The sequence below is a fragment of the Agrobacterium sp. 10MFCol1.1 genome (assembly GCF_000381165.1).
Lineage (GTDB): Bacteria > Pseudomonadota > Alphaproteobacteria > Rhizobiales > Rhizobiaceae > Agrobacterium > Agrobacterium tumefaciens.
The window spans coordinates 303,715-320,427 of sequence record NZ_KB906078.1 but is presented as its reverse complement, the minus strand read 5'-3'; the positions used below and the strand labels follow the sequence as shown (position 1 = coordinate 320,427).

The window sequence follows — 16,713 nt, the reverse complement described above, 5'->3', positions numbered from 1 at the left end:
CGACGGGCGACCAATTGCCTTGTGTCTGATCGAGGCAGCGCCGGTAGCCTCAATACGACCAATCAGTCTCTGAACATGCCGGGCGCTGATTGCCAGCACATGCGCCGCTGCGACGATGGTCATGCGGCCATCAACGACCTTCGACAAAACCTCGATCCGCTGCAAATCGCGCTCGCTCATCATGATCAATCCCATCCGCAATCTCCCCGGTATCATTCAGGTCCGGGGAGTGTGACATTCCAACTTTGCAGAAACAGGACACTTTAACTTTGCGGCTACATACGATAATCGCATAAGATAGATTATGGAACTTTTCTGGTTTAAATGTCTTGCGTTTTCAGTCCAAATGACCCTTTAGCAACCTTCAGAACTCGTTTTGAACCTTATCTGGTTGTTGCGTTATCGCACTGGGTCGAAGCGTAACGCATCCTTTCGCTCTAAACAAAACACCACTCAATTTCCGCCTCACATTATTTCCTCAAGCGATACTGATGGAGCATGTTCTCATGGATTGGTGTCGCGTCTCGAAACCAAATGCGTTTCATCATACATGGACTGAAAAGTCTCATAAAGGTGCTGCGTCGCTCTTGCTGCCGAGTATGCCTTGTCAGTCGATAAGCAGGCTATGATCTTCAACCACATCTACATTGTACGGTTGATCAGTATTGAGCTTGCTGACGTCAATCGGCGCGGCGCACGTCGCCGTTTCCTTCAACAGCCAAAATGGCAACAGCAAAACCCATATCTATGACCCAGAACGCCAAGGCGGTCCGCTATTAGAAGAGCCGGTAAGGCGGCGTGACGACGCAACCATCTCTGAGAAGACGGCGTCACCCTCGCCCGTTTCTCGACCTTCCACCAGGTGACGTCAGACCCGGGCCCTTCGCGGCGAGATACACGATTGTGAACCCTAAGGCGTTTTCCAGGTCTTCAACAGCATTTCCACGAATTTCTCCGCGGCGGGAGATAAGGCGCTGCTTCTTCTTTGCACGATACCGATGGTTCGGGAGACCACGGGATTAACGATCGGCCGCGTAACGAGGAAAGGATGGTCATCCTGTGGGGTAGCCAGTCGCGGCAACACGGAAATCCCCAACCCAGCCTCCACCAGGCCAAGCGACGTGTTGAGATGGGTCACCTCGTAGAACCAGTTCAGCTTTAGATTGTGCCGCGCGAGTGCGCCATCCAGAAGCGTTCTATTGCCGCTGGAGCGATCGACGACAACCAGCGGGTAAGGCTCCAGTTGATTCCATTGGATCGTTTCGAAAGCCGCCAGAGGATGGTCTTTCCGCATCGCCAGCACAAATGGGTCATCGATAAGAGGTTCGAATGCCAGGTCTGGATCAGAATTACCCATGAGGTTTATCCCGAACTCCACCTCGCCCCGCGCAACCGCCTGCAGCCCCTCGTTTGCCGTAAGATCTCTGATACGCAGCCTAATATGCGGATATTGCTTGCTAAATGTTTTGATCACGGTGGGTAGAAAATAAAACGCTGCGGTTGGAACGCAGGCCATCGTGATGAGGCCGCGCCGATGTGCACCATCTTTCATCGCAAAAAGCGATCCGTCGAACTCCTCCAGCATGCGCCGGACAAGCGGCATTACCTCCTGACCCATCGCTGTCGGGGCAACGTGGCGTGTGGTCCTTTCCAGGAGTGGCGCGCCAATGGCCTGTTCCAGTTTCTGGATGCGCCGGGTAAGCGCCGGTTGCGAAATATGCAACGCGTCGGCAGCCCTATGAAAACTTTCAAGCTCAACTACTGCTTGAAATGCTCTTAGATCCAGAATTTCGCAATTGATGCTCATATCGCAATAATACCTCCGAACATTGCATTTAACAGATTAGATTCTTTTGCTCATATTGCAACAACAAGGCGGATTGATCCACCAAATGCAAGATTGAGGCGATAAATGAACGACCTGCTTAAGATACCCTGTGTGCTGATGCGCGGCGGAACATCTCGTGGACCGTTCTTCCTGGCGTCTGACCTTCCGCGTAATCGAGCGGAACGGGATGCGGCACTTTTGTCCATCATGGGTTCCGGTCATCCGCTGCAGATAGACGGGATAGGAGGCGGCAATCCGGTCACCTCGAAAGTGGCGATCATAGGTCCTTCCACCGTCGAAGGCGCAGACATCGACTATCTCTTCGCTCAGGTTCGTACCGACAGGCAGTATGTCGACTATTCGCCCAATTGCGGAAATATGCTGGCCGCGGTCGGTCCCTTTGCGATCGAAGCGGGACTTGTGGAGGCTCGGGGAAGCGATACCGTGGTTCGCATCCACAACGTGAACACCGGAAAATTGATCGAGGCAAAGGTGCCGACGCGTGGTCGCGAAGTAATTTATCTCGGAGACGCATCCATCGACGGCGTTCCGGGTCTGGCTGCACCGATCGCCCTGACTTTCGTGGATGCGGCGGGTGCGAAAACCGGAAAACTGTTGCCCACCGGAAACCCTGTCGACACGGTTGAGGGAATAGATGTGACAGCGATAGACTGCGCAATTCCGATGGTCCTCATGCGTGCGGGAGACCTCGGCGTCACGGGATATGAAGATCCGCAAACGCTGACTTCCAATAGCGATCTCATCGAACGATTGACCCGCATACGCATTCAGGCAGGCAAATTGATGGGGATGGGGAATGTAACGGATATGGTCATACCAAAACCCGTGATCGTAGCGCCGGCCCGCAAGGGAGGCACTCTGTCTGTCCGGTACTTCATGCCCAATGAGTGCCACCCTGCCCTGGCAACGACCGGCGCCGTTGGCATAGCAACCGCAGCGATCACGGAAGGCTCCGTGGCATTTGAACAAGCGGGAAATCGATCTGTTCCGACCCAGATCTGCATCGAGCATCCCGCCGGTCGGCTGGACGTGCAACTTGAGATGCGGAACGGAGCAATAACAGCCGGGCTTGTGAGAACGGCCCGCAGACTTTTCGAAGGCTTTGCCTTCGCCAAGCCAAACGCTGCGATTGAAGACGCAGCCTAGACAAAGCCATACTGGCTCAAAACATAGCAAAACTGGGAGGAGACCCTCATGCGTAAATACTTGCTTGCAACAGCGGCGCTCTGTGCGCTGGCAGCGTCGGCAAATGCAGAATCCGTCAGAATGAGTGTTGGTTCGTACAACCTCAACAACCTGCCTTTTCCGGTGGCGGCCAGCCTCGGCTTCTACAAGGACGAGGGCCTTGAGGTGACGACCGAAAACTTTGCCCAAGGCGGTTCGAAAGTCCTGCAGGCGCTCGTCGCAGGGTCCACGGATGTAGCCGTCGGTTTCTACGATCACACGATCCAGATGCAGTCCCAGAACAAGCACGTGGTTGGCTTCGTCCAGCTTGCCCGCAATTCCGGGCTGGTTCTCGCAGGAAAGAACGATACAGACTTCGATCCGGCAAAACCTGAAACCATCAAGGGCAAAAAGGTCGGGATCACCTCGCCCGGGTCTTCGTCCGATTTCTTCATTCGTTATTACATGAAGCAGCACAATCTGAGCGACAACGACATCGCCATCATCGGCGTTGGCTCCGGCGCTGCTGCTGTTGCCGCTCTGCAGCAGGGCAAGATTGACCTCTTGGTCAATTACGATCCGGCTGCGACGATCGTGGTTGAGCGTGGTCTTGGCAAGATCTTGATCGATGCCCGCAGCGATCAGGGCGCCAAGGATGTCTATGGCGGGATATACCCCACCTCCGTCTTGTATGCGACGCAGGAATACATCGATGCACATCCCGAGGTGATCCAGAAGGTTACCAATGCCACGGTAAAGGCGCTGCATTGGATGAAGGAGCATTCGGCCGAGGAAATCGTTGCAAAGCTTCCTGATGATTTCGTGTCCGGCGACAAGCAGACCTACATCAAGGCCGTCGAAGCCGCCAAGGCGATCTTCTCCGAAGATGGAACCTTCAACCAGGCCGATCTGGAAACCCCGTTGGCGGTTTTGAAAAGCTTCAACGACGCGGTCGCGAAGGCCACGATCGATCTCAACACGACCTACACCAACAAGTTCGTCGAGGCTGCGGCTTCGAAGGGCGTAAACTGAGGGTCTTCAATGTCTTTGCCAATTAGAAAGTTAGAACCCGTGGCGGAACTCAATCTTCAGCCAATGGTGGCAATCGAGAACGTAACAATGGCCTTCGGCGCGTTCGTTGCGGTCCAGGATGTGAACCTGAAAGTTGGAGATGGTGAGTTTCTCTCGATTGTCGGCCCAACCGGATGCGGAAAGTCCACCATTCTCAATGCCATCGCGGGTTTGCTGAAACCGGCGCAGGGAAAGGTCTCCATCGATGGTTCGGCCGTGCAGGGCGTGCAGAACAACATCGGATATCTCTTCCAGCAGGATGCGCTGCTTCCCTGGAAAACGGCCTATCAGAATGTCGAGCTTGGCCTGCTGTTCCGCGGCGTATCCGAACATGAGCGCCGTACCAAGGTTCTGGCCTGGCTGGAAAAAGTTGGCCTGAAGGGGTTTGAAGAGCGCTTTCCGCATCAACTTTCAGGCGGACAGCGCAAACGTGTCCAGATGGCGCAGGCGCTTATCACCGAGCCGAAGGTCATCCTGATGGACGAGCCGTTCTCCGCACTCGACATTCACACGCGCCACCTCATGCAGAATGAACTCCTGAGATTGTGGCAAGAGGATCGCCGTGCAGTGGTCATGATCACGCACGATCTCGAAGAGGCGATTGCACTCGGGGACCGGGTTGTCGTCCTTGCCGCCGGCCCCAAGAGCCGGGTTATCGAGAGCTTCCCGGTTGATCTGGAACGGCCCCGCAACGTGGCCGAAATCAAGCTCGATCCGAAATTCATGACCCTATATCGCGATATATGGGCGTCTTTGCGCGGCGAAGTGGAGAAAAGCTATGCAAGCCGTTAATGTTCGCATCATCCAGATCGTGCTTCTGGTCGTGCTCCTGGGTGGGTGGCAACTCGGGGTAAGCTCCGGGGCGATCGACCGCTTCTTCTTCCCGGCACCCATCGACATCGTCAAGCAGGTCATCACCTGGGTTGCCGATGCCGGCTTTTACAAACATGTCGGTATCACCTTGAGTGAAACGGTTCTCGGTTACCTCATCGGTACAGGTCTCGGCGTCGGCGCCGGTGTCTGGCTGGGCCTCAGTCCCTTCGTGGCCCGTGTGTTGGACCCGTTCATCAAGGCCGTGAATGCCATCCCGCGTGTGGTCCTCGCGCCAATTTTCGTCCTTTGGCTGGGGCTTGGCCTTTGGTCAAAGGTCGCTCTTGCGGTCACCCTCGTCTTCTTCGTGACGTTCTTCAACGCCATGCAAGGTGTTCGCGAAGTAAACCCCGTCGTGCTTTCCAACACGCGCATTCTCGGTGCAAAGCGCTCTGATCTCTTGCGTCATGTTTATTTTCCGGCGGCAGCCAGCTGGATTCTGTCGTCGCTGCGCACGTCCGTCGGATTTGCGGTGGTTGGCGCGATCATCGGCGAATATCTCGGGTCTTCCGCAGGCCTCGGTTACCTGATCGCCCGTTCGGAAGGTAACTTCGACGCGGTCGGCGTTTTCGCCGGTATCATCATTCTCGCCATTTTTGTTCTCGTCATCGATCTCATTCTCGATGTCGCCGAGAGAAAGCTAATCACCTGGAGGCCGAACGCGGGCGAAGAACGGCCTGCTTGAGGTTTCGACCCAGTCTCACATCAAGCGGGGCGGCCAATTGGTCGCCCCGTTTTTGTTCTACTGACGTCATCAGGCCGATCTCTCGGCTATCGGACGCCGACAGACCTGCTCACGGACAATATGCAAAAAGATGGTGGATCCCCTACCCTGTAAAACAGGAATAATTCACTTTTTCGTTGGAACCAAATTCCCATTCACACATTTTAGGGGACCGTTACCTTCAGGACCTTGCATGAAAGATAATGATCTCCTCCGGCAGGATGCCCAAGACGCTGGAGAGCGTCTAGTATCTGGCCACGCTTCTGAAGATCCGTTTGCGGCAGCCTTCAAGGCCACCCGCATGCCCATGATCATCACAAATCCACTCCTCAACGACAATCCAATCATCTTCTGCAATGCTGCTTTCAGCAGATTGACGGGCTATTCCGCCGAAGAGCTGGTTGGTCAAAATTGTCGTCTGCTCCAGGGTCCAGACACGGATCCTGGCTCAGTTACGAAGCTGCGTGAGGCAATCGCAGCCGAGCAGGATTTGGCGATCGACATCCTTAATTATCGCAAGGACGGATCAGAGTTTTGGAATGCTCTCTTCGTAAGTCCTGTTCGCGATGCTTCCGGAACCGTCATCTATTTTTTCGCCTCGCAACTCGACTTCACCGATATCAAGAGCAAGGAAGCCGAACTCGCTCGCGCCCGCCACATCGCGGAGGGAGAGGTGGCGCTGCGAACGGCGGATTTGACTGAGGCATTGCGGGCAAAAACAACCCTCGTCCACGAAGTTGATCATCGCGTAAAAAACAACCTCCTGACGATCGCCTCAATCGTGAAGCTTCAGGCGCGGATGACTGATAACGATGTTGTGGAGCGGACATTGATGTCTGTGCTGAACAGGGTCGAAGCACTCAGCACCGTCCAGCGCAAGCTTCTGAACGATGAAGATGTAGGGCATTTCGATGTCGCGGATTTTGCCAATACATTGATGCTCGACAAGATCGGCGCCTTGAAGCGAACCGACATCAACCTCACCACCGATCTTCACGAGGTTGTGGTTCCGGCGACAAAGGCCTCCCCCCTTGCCTTGATCATCAACGAACTCATCGGCGACGCCATTCGCAGAGGATTGAAGGACCGTGGCGGGCAATTGCACCTGGAGGTCAAGCGCCTCAACGGCCACTTCCTTGTCAGGGTTGCCGATACCGTCACGCCGGGCGAAGTGGACAAGGAAGAAGCAGCCTTTAGCAAGAAGATGCTGGAAGCGTGCGTAAAACAATTGCGTGCTACGATAGTTCGGACGGTTGAAGGTTGCCTCTCGGATGTTCGTGTCACGCTTTCTGTAAAAGACTGAAAGGATCTCCTGTGAAAATCTTGATCGTAGAGGACGAAGCTCTGCTGGCGATGGAACTTGAAAGCGAAGTGGAGGATGCCGGACACGAGATTGTGGGGATCGCTGCCGACAGCAAGGAAGCTATCGAGCTTGCCAACAAGGCACTGCCGCAATTCGCATTTGTAGACATTCAATTGCTGGATGGTCCAACGGGCATAGAAGTCGGCCGATATCTTTCCTCGAGCTCTATCCCCTATGTTTTTGTTTCGGGTAACCTGAAGAGAATACCTGAGGACTTTGCAGGCGCACTTGGAGCAATCGAGAAACCCTACACGATGAACGGTTTGCAAAATGCCTTGCAGTTCATTGAAGGCATCGTTATTGGCGCAGAGCGCTCCGCTACCCCTCCTCCCAGCCTTGTTGTTTCGCCCAAACTGCTTGCCGCCTTGTCGGCTTGACCAACGCCGCCCCTGTGCGGATAAGGATTGACCTTGAATTCACCGTCGGAACGCATTGACGCAGTTCGAAACTCTGGGCTGCTTGATGTCCAGAGCCCACCCGAATTCCAGGATATTATCGAGGTCGTCAAAACCGGCCTGAAATGCCCAGTAGCTTTGATCTCCATTCTGGACGAGCACCGGCAGGTTTTCATCGCTCATGTCGGGTTGCCACCCAAATGGGCTGAAGCGGCGGAAACGCCACTCACTCATTCATTCTGTCAGCATGTGGTTCGCGACAGACAGCCTTTGATCATCGGGGATGCGACGGTTCATGATCTCGTTAGAAATAATCTGGCCATAACCGATCTGGGCGTGATCTCCTACATGGGAGTGCCTGTAACCCTCCCTGATGGCATGGTGATCGGCGCGCTCGCAGCAATCGATGGCGAACCACGCACATGGACGGAAAGCGAGCTGCAGTTACTGAACCAGATCGGAAGGGTCGCCTCGAACCAGATTGCGACCTTCCTTTCCGAGCAACGCTGGGGTGCGCTTTTCCAGCAATTGGAGGAAGGCATCGTCGTAGGCTCGGTGATCCGTGACGTCGACGGAACGATTGTCGATTGGCGGTACGAGACGGTCAATCCCGCATGGAGCACTCTTCTTGGATTGCCAGGCGATGATGTGCCTGGTCGAACCATGCGCGAACTCTTTCCAGAATTCGAGAATGAGTGGGTTTCCGATGTGGTGGAGGCCGTCGAGACCCAACAAAGCAAGCGTTTCACCCGCAAGATCGGATCGATGGACCGGTGGTTTGACGGCTATGTTCAAGCCACTGGTGAAGATACGTTCGTCATCATGTTCGTTGAAGTCACTGACCGTATGCAAGCCCAGGAGGCTTTACGCGACAGCGAAACGAAGCTTCGCCTGATCGTCGAAGGCGCCAAAGACTATATCATCATGACGATCGATGAAGACCAGCGCATTACAAGCTGGTTTGGTGGAGCGCAGGAGACATTTGGCTGGTCGGAAGCCGAGATGCTCGGACGGCCGTTTGAGTCGATTTTTACTGAGGAGGACCGGGCAGCCGGCGTTCCTGCGGCTGAAGTGAGCAGAGCCACGTCCGAAGGGGTTGCACCCGACCGCCGATGGCACCTCGCTGCAGACGGCTCCAGCATCTTTCTGGACGGCACGATCCGGCCGATGGCCAACCATTCGTCGCCCAAGGTCCCGGGTTATATCAAGGTCGCACGCAACGCCACAGCTCAAAAACTGTCGGAGGACAGGCAGCTTGCATTCCTGGAACTCGGCGAAAAGATCCGCGAGCTGGATACTGTTGCGGAAGTGGCATTTGCCGCCGCCGAGATTTTGGCACGGAGTCTGAGAGGCGCGACGCGGGCGGGCTACGGCATCGTTGACCCTATCGCCGAGACGGTGCAGATGCTTCCCGACTGGTGTGCGGAGGGAATGTTCACCGTCGCGGGGCTCCATCATTTCAGAAATTACGGATCCTACATCCACGATTTGAAGCGCGGCGAGACGGTCATCATACCCGATGTGGCGACAGATCCGAGAACCTCCGCTTCAGCCGAGCTTCTACACTCATTAGGCATCTCCGTCCTCGTGAATGTGCCAATCATCGAAAGAGGCGCATTCGCGGGGGTCATGTTCGTACACTACGACAAGCCGCATGAATTCTCGTCCGAGGAGCGTGATTTTGTGCGTGCGATAGCGGACCGCACGCGTGAGGCGATCTCCAGGATTCGGGCCGAGCAGGAACAGCAGGTTCTCAATCACGAGATCAGCCACCGCCTCAAAAACACGATGGCCATGGTTCAGGCGATTGCGACACAGACGCTTCGCCCCGTCACCGACAGAGCCCCTGTCGAAGCCTTCACGAGCAGATTGCGCGCGCTTTCCAATGCGCATGAGGTTCTCCTGAACCAGGACTGGTCGTCGGCGCGCATGGTGGCAGTGATCGATTCCGTGCTTCGCCAACTTTCTCTTCCCGAGCGATACCGCATATCGGGCACCGACATGGAAATCGGGCCCAGGACTGCACTATCGCTGGCTCTCCTGATGCACGAGCTTGGCACAAACGCCTTGAAATATGGAGCCTGGTCTTCTGATGCCGGAACCGTCGTTATTTCATGGACGATAGAAGATGCAGGCGGCGAGAACGCGCTTGTTCTGGAATGGAAGGAGCAGGACGGCCCGCCGGTGACGGCTCCATCGGGTAAAGGTTTCGGATCGAAGCTCATCCAGCTTGGTCTGATGGGTACAGGCGGTGTCGAGGTAAATTTTGATCCTGACGGCCTGCGGGTAACGATGCAGGGACTGGTTTCCCATTTGAGACAGTCATGATGACCGTGACCTCGAATGCTGCCGATGTGGCAACAATACTCGTCGTCGAGGATGAGCCGCTGCTACGCCTTGCCGCCGTGGATCTGGTTGAAACCGCAGGATACACAGCGCTTGCTGCGGCAGATGCTACGGAGGCGGTTAATATCCTTGAGGCACGCGCAGACATTCGGATCGTCTTCACTGATATCGATATGCCACGCGGCGTCGACGGCCTGCAACTGGCAGCCATTATTCGTGACAGGTGGCCCCCTATTAAAGTTATCCTGGTTTCCGGCCATCTCGAAGATCCCGGTCATATGATCGCGGCTGATACGGCTTTCTTTACGAAACCTTACTGCGAAGAGCAGATCGTGGAGACGATAAGACAGATGATGCGGTAGCCGAGAATTTTTGCGGCTACCGGCATTCACCGCTCCGCTTGAAATTTGGAGATGGTGACAGAGTCGGATAAGGCTTGGCAGTCGATCTGCCGACTGATTGCCGCTGGTCCCTGAGGTTGGAATTGACGGATAAATTACCTGCTGAACTTGATGGTTTGCATCGCAATACCTTTGAATATTTCTGGTCCGGGAGCCATCCGGAGAGTGGCCTACCGCGGGATCGTATGCGATCCGATGGTCTTGCGATCCATGAGATCGCGTCGGTCTCCGGGATCGGGTTTGGTTTTCTTTCGCTCATCGTTGGTGTCCGCCGCTCTTGGATAACCGAACAGGAAGCCATCGCCCGGGCGAGCCGGATGTTGAGATCGCTGGCAAGTGTGAAGCGTTTTCATGGCGCCTTCCCTCACTTCATCGATGCGTCCAGCGGAAGAACGATACCCTTCGCGAAATTCGACGACGGCGGAGATCTCGTTGAAACCGCTCTTCTGGTTCAGGCGCTGATCTGCGTCAGACAGTTTTTTGGCGCGCAGACATCCTCCGAAATCGATTTACGCCGGTCCATAAATGAAATCGTCGAGACGGTGGAATGGGGCTGGTTTACCAGGGGAAAGCCCGGGCCGCTGTTCTGGCATTGGAGCCGTCGGTATGCATGGGCGAAAAACTTGCCGATTGTGGGCTGGAACGAGGCCCTCGTCTGTTATGTGCTCGCGGCGGGTTCAACGACGCATGCAATCAGCGCCGAGTCTTATCATTCCGGATGGGCAAGCGATGGTGAAATCCGGAACGGATCGATGTATCTCGGTGTTAGGCTGCCGCTTGGCCAGCCGTATGGAGGACCGCTTTTCCTGTCGCACTATTCCTTCTGCACACTCGATCCGCGCGGTCTCGGCGATGTTTATTGTCACGACTATCTCGAGCAGGTTCACGCGCATTGCATGATCAATTACCGCTACTGCCGCACGCGCTACCCAAGTGAGGCCGGGTGGGGTCTGTCTGCGTGTGATGGGCCAAAGGGCTATGTCGTAAATTCTCCGACCGACGATGACGGCATCATTGCGACAACGGCAGCCCTCTCGAGCATGCCCTTCTTTTCTCATCGCTCACGCGAGGCGGCGTTGCGTTTTCTGCAATGGAACAATGGTGCACTCATCGGCCGCTTTGGCCTCATAGATTCATTCCAGCCCTCAACCGGCTGGGTGTCCGGAACGCATCTTGCGATCAATCAAGGGCCTGTTGTTGCGATGATGGAAAACTATCGCAGCGGCCTGATCTGGGATTTATTCATGAACGCGCCGGAGGTGAAAAACGGCTTGGCCAAACTGGGCTTCCATCAGGACAGGTCTTTCGAAAAGTCGAGCCTGCAGGAAGGACGGACCGACCCCTGAGAACCGGAGTTTGAGTACCGCAAATGCATCCTTGAAGACAACGCCGGAAGGCCTTGGCAATTCCTTGGCAAGGCCTTCGGCGCGCAGGATATGCTGGGGTAAAGTCGTGGTCATCGTCTCAAAACTGCGGGAGTTTTGATGTTCGATAAACGGCGTGCTGTCATTCGGCTGGTTTCGAAGACGCGCTTTCGATATAGGCGATAAGATTATCCAGTTCTTCCGGTTTGCTGATGCCCGCCAAGGCCATCTTGTTTCCGGGGATTTTCTTCTTGGGAGCGCTGAGAAAGTCTCGCAGTTCCTCCGGTGTCCACGCCAGCCCTTCCCCGCCTGCTTTTTTCATCGCATTCGAGTAATTATAGTCCGGATCGCCGCCCGCAGTCCGACCGATGATCCCGTTAAGCTGCGGGCCGACCTTGTTTTTCGCGCCCTCGCCGATGGCGTGACAGGCGGAACAGCGCTTGAAGGCCGCCTCCCCCTTGGCAACATCGCCCTCTGAAAAAGCGGGAATGGTGCTTGCTGCCAGCATTGCCGCCGTGATGATCATTCTCTTGCGCATCGTGTCATCCTTGTTCTGCCGTATGAACGCGCCCGCCTGCGAATGCAGGCGGGCGGCTTGTTCTCAATTCAGGTCGTGCCCCAAGCGGGCGTACCCTTCTTGTAGGGAACGCAGGTCTCAAAGCCGCCGGGGATTTCGTCGTAAACAAGAACCTCGGTGGCGCCGATCTTCGAGGTGAAGAAACCGAGCAGCGTCAGCTGCTTGACGAGTGTGAAGGGATGCGGTGCGGTCGGTGTCTGTTCCGCCCGGGCCTGTTTGTCCAGCGCAGAAATCAGCATCTGCCGCTCCTGCGACGTCAGCTCGAGAAACGCCTTCTTGTATTCCGTCCGGCTGCGGTTTTCGATGTCAGCCATCGCGGAGAGGAAGAGTTTCCGCTGTTCGCCCGTGTAACAATCGGCCGCATAGACTGCCATGAATGCGCCAACGGCAGCGTCCTTCGCACCCGGGGTGGATGTGCGAGGGATAATCGTTTCAGCCACCTCGTCCAGAAGCCGGATTTCCTCCGGGCTGAACACGTGGACGTCGCCGGCGAGCTTGGCGGCGTTTTCCGCCGCAGTGACCACGTCAGCGCCGATCAACGGAAGACCGGAGGCAATGGCTATCAGTTTCAGCAGTTCACGTCTGTTCATCACAGGTTCCCCTTCTTGCGTTCGGAAACGGCAAATTCGGCGGCACGCGCCGTCAGCGCCATGTAGGTGAGCGACGGGTTGACGCAGGAGGCCGAAGTCATGCAGGCACCGTCAGTGACAAAGACGTTCGGCGCATCCCAGACCTGGTTGTTGCCATTGAGCACGGAAGTTTTGGGGTCGCGTCCCATGCGAGCCGTACCCATTTCATGGATGCCCATGCCCGGCGCATAGCTGCCCCTCGACGGTTTGACGTTCTTGATGCCGACCGCTTCGAACATCTCGACTGCGTCATTGACCATGTCTTCGCGCATATCGAGTTCGTTCTGCTTCATCTCGACATTCATCGACAGGACCGGCAGGCCCCATTTGTCCTTCTTGTCGTGGTCCAGCTTCACGCGGTTCTCGTGATAAGGCAGCATTTCACCGAAGGCAGTCATGCCGATAGTCCAGGCGCCCGGCTGGGTCAGCGCTTCCTTGTAGTCGGCTCCGATGTTGAGTTCGGCGATTTCCCGTTCCCAGCGCGAACGGCTGGCGGATCCCTGATAACCGAAACCGCGCAGATAGTTCCGCTTGTCGTCGCCGGTGTTGCGGAAACGGGGAATATAGAATCCCGCCGGGCGGCGGCCCTTGAAATAAAACTCTTCGAAACCGTCCACCTCGCCGGTGGCGCCCATGCGGAAATGGTGATCCATCACATTGTGGCCGAGTTCGCCCGAGCTGCTGCCGAGCCCTCCCTCCCACACGTCGGTGGCCGAGTTCATCAGAACCCAGGTCGAGTTGAGCGTCGAAGCGTTGAGGAAGATCACATCGGCGGTGTATTCATAGGTCAGGTTCGTTTCGGCATCGATGATCTCGACACCGCGAGCCTTCTTCTTGTCCTTGTCGTAGAGGATTTCCTTGACGATGGAGAAAGGCCGGAGCGTAAGATTTCCGGTGGCGACTGCCGCCGGCAGGGTCGATGACTGCGTGCTGAAATAGCCGCCGAAAGGACAGCCCAACCGGCACTTGTTGCGGAACTGGCAGCGCGTGCGCTCCTGATCGGGAAGTTCCTGGGTGATGTTGGCGCAGCGCGAATTGATGAGGTGGCGCGTACCTTTAAAGGCGGTTTTCAACCGGCGGGCCACATCCTCTTCAACGCAATTCAGCGGAATAGGCGGCAGGAATTCACCATCAGGAAGAATGTCCAGCCCCTCGCGGCTGCCGGAAATGCCGGCGAAACGCTCGACATAATCATACCAGGGAGCAATGTCCTGATAACGGATCGGCCAGTCAACGGCGATCCCCTCTTTGGCATTGGCCTCGAAATCGGTCTGCGACCAGCGGTAGGTCTGGCGTCCCCACAGCAGCGAACGGCCGCCGACGTGATAACCACGGAACCAGTCGAAACGCTTTTCTTCGACATAGGGCGTTTCCTGCTCATCGGCCCACATGCCGAGCGTGGCCTCTTCCAGCAGATAGTCGCGGCTGAGCACCGGATACTTCGCCTTCATCTCCTGCGTGGCGCGGTTGCGATGGGGATAGTCCCAGGCTTCCTTGTCGGCATTCTGATAGTCGGTAATGTGCTCGATGTTTCTGCCGCGCTCCAGCAGCAGTACCTTCAGGCCTTTTTCCGTGAGTTCCTTTGCAGCCCAGCCTCCACTTATGCCTGAACCGACAACAATCGCATCATAATGATTGTCCGCCATGATAACTCCTCCGATTGGTACTTGGGTAAAAAGTCGACGAGACAATGCGCTCCCCGTCGCAACGCGGCGGAAACTTCATCATGCGTCTGTCGAACCTTATGCGCCCCGGCGAAACCGGCCGCCGAGGTGCGGTTCTGGTTTTACTGGCAGTGTTTACTGAATGGTCGGCAAGTGCTCGCTCAGGAACGCGTTGCCCTTGGTCACGACCGCTTCGGCATCGAGCGGAAGGTCGTGTTCAAGGATGAACCATTGTGCGCCGGCATTTTTGGCCGCCGGCAGGATCGTCTTCCAGTCGAGAACGCCGGTGCCAATCGTTGCAAAGCCGCGCTCGTTTTCGGCCGTGCCGGCCGGTGCATTGTCCTTGGCGTGGATTGCAAAAACCCGGCCCTTCAGAGTGCCGAGGAACTCAGCCGGATCATTGCCGCTGCGCGCCACCCAGGCGACGTCGAGTTCGCTCTGCAGTTTCGGGCCTGCGGCATCGAGCAGCAGTTCAAGCGCCGTCTTGCCGTCGAACTTGACCATTTCAAAATCATGGTTGTGATAGGCCATGGAGAGGCCAGCCGCGGAAAGCTTGTCGGCATATCCGCCAAGTTCCTTGCCGAAGGCTGTCCAGCCAGCGGCGTCCTTGGGGCGGTCTTCGGGCTTGAGGAACGGCACGGTCACGACCGGATTGCCGACAGCCTTCTGCTCGGTGATGACATCGTCGAGATTGCCGCGAAGCTTGTCGATCGGCACATGCGAGGAAATGACCTTGATCTTGTGCTTTTCCAGAAGCGCGTTCAGCTCGCTGGCGCTGACCTTCTGCATATCCACCGTTTCCACGGCGGAAACGCCCGCGCGGTTGAGGATGGCAAGCTGCTCCTCAAGCGTTCCGGCGTTGCGCAGTGTGTACATCTGCGCGGCAATCGGCAGCGTCTTGCTGTCATCGGCAAAAACCGGATTTGCGATACCGGCCGCCAGTCCGACGACGAATGCCATCTTTGCGAATTTTGACTTGAACGTTTTCAAACGCGTGACTCCCTTTCCGTTTGATCAATATGACGACACGCCTGCCCGTGATCTTCCGAACAATTAGTCGGGTAATGCTGGGCACAACCTCCGATGCCCTGCGTCGTCAGTCCCCGATATCCAGTGATCTATATGTCGATCTCTACCCAGGACGAGGTCAGGCTGGACCGCACGGCCGCATCGATGAATGCGAGACCCGCAAGGCCGTCCTCTATGCCGGGATAAATCACATCCCCGGCGGCTGCTTTTCCCTCCCTTTTTGCGATGATTGCGTCTGCGGCTTCACGGTAGATCGTCGCAAAACCCTCGAGATATCCCTCCGGATGCCCTGATGGCACACGGCTGACGCGGTTGGCGGCAGCGCCTGCGCCCGCGCCATTGCGCGTAATCAGCCGCTTGGGCTCGCCGTAAGGTGTGAACCACAGCTCGTCCGGCACGCGGTGGTGCCATTCAAGGCCGCCCTTATCGCCATAGACCCTGAGCGACAGGGCGTTTTCATTGCCGACAGCGATCTGGCTTGCCCAGAGCATGCCCTTCGCGCCGCTTTCGTAACGCAGCAGAATATTGGCGCTGTCATCCAGCTGCCTGCCCGGAACGAAGGAAGTGAGATCTGCGTAGAGGCTCGCGGGAATTTCACCGGTCACGAAGGCGGCGGCGTTGAAAGCGTGGGTGCCGATGTCGCCGATTGCCCCGCCCGCGCCAGAGCGGCTCGGATCGGTGCGCCATTCCGCTCCCTTTGCGCCGGTCTTTTCGACCGCTTCGGTCAGCCAGTCCTGCGCATATTCGGCCTGGACATGGCGCAGCTTGCCGATGGCACCGTTGGCCACCATCTCCCGCATCTGCCGCAACATGGCATAGCCGGTGTAATTATGCGTGAGGATGAACAGCCTGTCGGATGCCCTCACGATATTCGCCAGCTCCTTGGCCTCCTCCAGCGTCGCGGTGACGGGCTTGTCGCAGATGACATGGATGCCAGATTCGAGAAAGACCTTGGACGGGGCGAAATGCAGGTGATTGGGAGTGACGATGGCGACCGCCTCGAGACCGTCTTCACGACCGGCCTCGGCCGACGCCATCTCCTCAAACGAAGCGTAGGACCGCTCGGGCGCTATGCCTAGCAGGGTTGCCGAAGCGCTGGCGCGTGCCGGGTCGGAGGAAAGCGCACCGGCGACCAATTCGTAACGGTCGTCGAGCCGCGCGGCGATACGATGCACCGCGCCGATAAAGGCACCCTGACCGCCACCCACCATGCCGAGACGAATGCGGCGGCTATTAAATCTTGCTGTTGCGGAGGACATGTCTATCC

General features: G+C 56.6%; 16 protein-coding genes. 9 read left to right on the top strand and 7 right to left on the bottom strand.

The features are described 5' to 3' along the window. Together F617_RS0118645 and F617_RS0118640 are read right to left on the bottom strand one after the other, a co-directional pair. A partial coding sequence (locus F617_RS0118645) for a helix-turn-helix domain-containing protein (protein ID WP_026330941.1) occupies positions 1 to 195 on the bottom strand: 195 nt, incomplete at its 3' end. Between the two features lie 715 nt (positions 196 to 910). Beyond that, positions 911 to 1,807: a LysR family transcriptional regulator gene (locus F617_RS0118640; RefSeq protein WP_003515217.1), complete on the bottom strand. Its 897-nt coding sequence runs from the start codon at positions 1,805 to 1,807 to the stop codon at positions 911 to 913. 105 nt (positions 1,808 to 1,912) lie between these two features. Between F617_RS0118640 and F617_RS0118635 the strand changes: the two genes are divergently transcribed. The 9 genes from F617_RS0118635 to F617_RS0118595 all read left to right on the top strand — a co-directional run bounded on the left by F617_RS0118635 (position 1,913) and on the right by F617_RS0118595 (position 11,529). Further along, positions 1,913 to 2,995: a 4-oxalomesaconate tautomerase gene (locus F617_RS0118635; protein WP_019566291.1), complete on the top strand. Its 1,083-nt coding sequence runs from the start codon at positions 1,913 to 1,915 to the stop codon at positions 2,993 to 2,995. A 48-nt stretch (positions 2,996 to 3,043) separates the two neighbouring features. After that, a complete protein-coding gene (locus F617_RS0118630; RefSeq protein ID WP_003515219.1) occupies positions 3,044 to 4,045 on the top strand; it encodes an ABC transporter substrate-binding protein in 1,002 nt (333 codons plus the stop codon). Positions 4,046 to 4,108: 63 nt separating this feature from the next. Beyond that, positions 4,109 to 4,876, top strand: a complete 768-nt coding sequence (locus tag F617_RS0118625) for an ABC transporter ATP-binding protein (RefSeq protein ID WP_034502326.1) — start codon at positions 4,109 to 4,111, stop codon at positions 4,874 to 4,876. Then, a complete protein-coding gene (locus tag F617_RS0118620; protein ID WP_003515221.1) occupies positions 4,863 to 5,639 on the top strand; it encodes an ABC transporter permease in 777 nt (258 codons plus the stop codon). The genes F617_RS0118625 and F617_RS0118620 overlap by 14 nt, the downstream gene beginning before the upstream one ends. Before the next feature lie 232 nt (positions 5,640 to 5,871). Continuing rightward, complete coding sequence (locus F617_RS0118615; protein WP_013636076.1) at positions 5,872 to 6,981, top strand: PAS domain-containing protein; 1,110 nt, start codon at positions 5,872 to 5,874, stop codon at positions 6,979 to 6,981. 11 nt (positions 6,982 to 6,992) lie between these two features. After that, positions 6,993 to 7,418, top strand: coding sequence for a response regulator (locus tag F617_RS0118610; protein WP_003515224.1), 426 nt, complete (start codon positions 6,993 to 6,995; stop codon positions 7,416 to 7,418). A gap of 33 nt (positions 7,419 to 7,451) precedes the next feature. Continuing rightward, a complete protein-coding gene (locus tag F617_RS0118605) occupies positions 7,452 to 9,764 on the top strand; it encodes a GAF domain-containing protein (RefSeq protein ID WP_026330939.1) in 2,313 nt (770 codons plus the stop codon). Continuing rightward, positions 9,761 to 10,144 carry a response regulator gene (locus tag F617_RS0118600; protein ID WP_019566287.1) on the top strand — a complete coding sequence of 128 codons (384 nt, stop codon included), beginning with the start codon at positions 9,761 to 9,763 and terminating at the stop codon, positions 10,142 to 10,144. The genes F617_RS0118605 and F617_RS0118600 overlap by 4 nt, the downstream gene beginning before the upstream one ends. Before the next feature lie 224 nt (positions 10,145 to 10,368). After that, positions 10,369 to 11,529 carry a glucoamylase family protein gene (locus tag F617_RS0118595; protein ID WP_019566286.1) on the top strand — a complete coding sequence of 387 codons (1,161 nt, stop codon included), beginning with the start codon at positions 10,369 to 10,371 and terminating at the stop codon, positions 11,527 to 11,529. Between the two features lie 160 nt (positions 11,530 to 11,689). Here F617_RS0118595 and F617_RS0118590 read toward each other — a convergent pair whose 3' ends face one another. The 5 genes from F617_RS0118590 to F617_RS0118570 form a co-directional block, all read right to left on the bottom strand. Next, positions 11,690 to 12,085, bottom strand: a complete 396-nt coding sequence (locus F617_RS0118590; protein WP_019566285.1) for a cytochrome c family protein — start codon at positions 12,083 to 12,085, stop codon at positions 11,690 to 11,692. Between the two features lie 68 nt (positions 12,086 to 12,153). Further along, complete coding sequence (locus F617_RS0118585; RefSeq protein ID WP_019566284.1) at positions 12,154 to 12,714, bottom strand: gluconate 2-dehydrogenase subunit 3 family protein; 561 nt, start codon at positions 12,712 to 12,714, stop codon at positions 12,154 to 12,156. Next, on the bottom strand, positions 12,714 to 14,399 hold the full coding sequence (locus F617_RS0118580; protein WP_019566283.1) for a GMC oxidoreductase: 1,686 nt from the start codon (positions 14,397 to 14,399) through the stop codon (positions 12,714 to 12,716). The genes F617_RS0118585 and F617_RS0118580 overlap by 1 nt, the downstream gene beginning before the upstream one ends. Before the next feature lie 153 nt (positions 14,400 to 14,552). Further along, positions 14,553 to 15,407 (bottom strand): sugar phosphate isomerase/epimerase, encoded by an 855-nt coding sequence (locus F617_RS0118575; protein WP_019566282.1) that lies wholly within the window; start codon positions 15,405 to 15,407, stop codon positions 14,553 to 14,555. Between the two features lie 128 nt (positions 15,408 to 15,535). Then, positions 15,536 to 16,705 carry a Gfo/Idh/MocA family protein gene (locus F617_RS0118570; RefSeq protein WP_019566281.1) on the bottom strand — a complete coding sequence of 390 codons (1,170 nt, stop codon included), beginning with the start codon at positions 16,703 to 16,705 and terminating at the stop codon, positions 15,536 to 15,538. Positions 16,706 to 16,713: the final 8 nt, after the last annotated feature.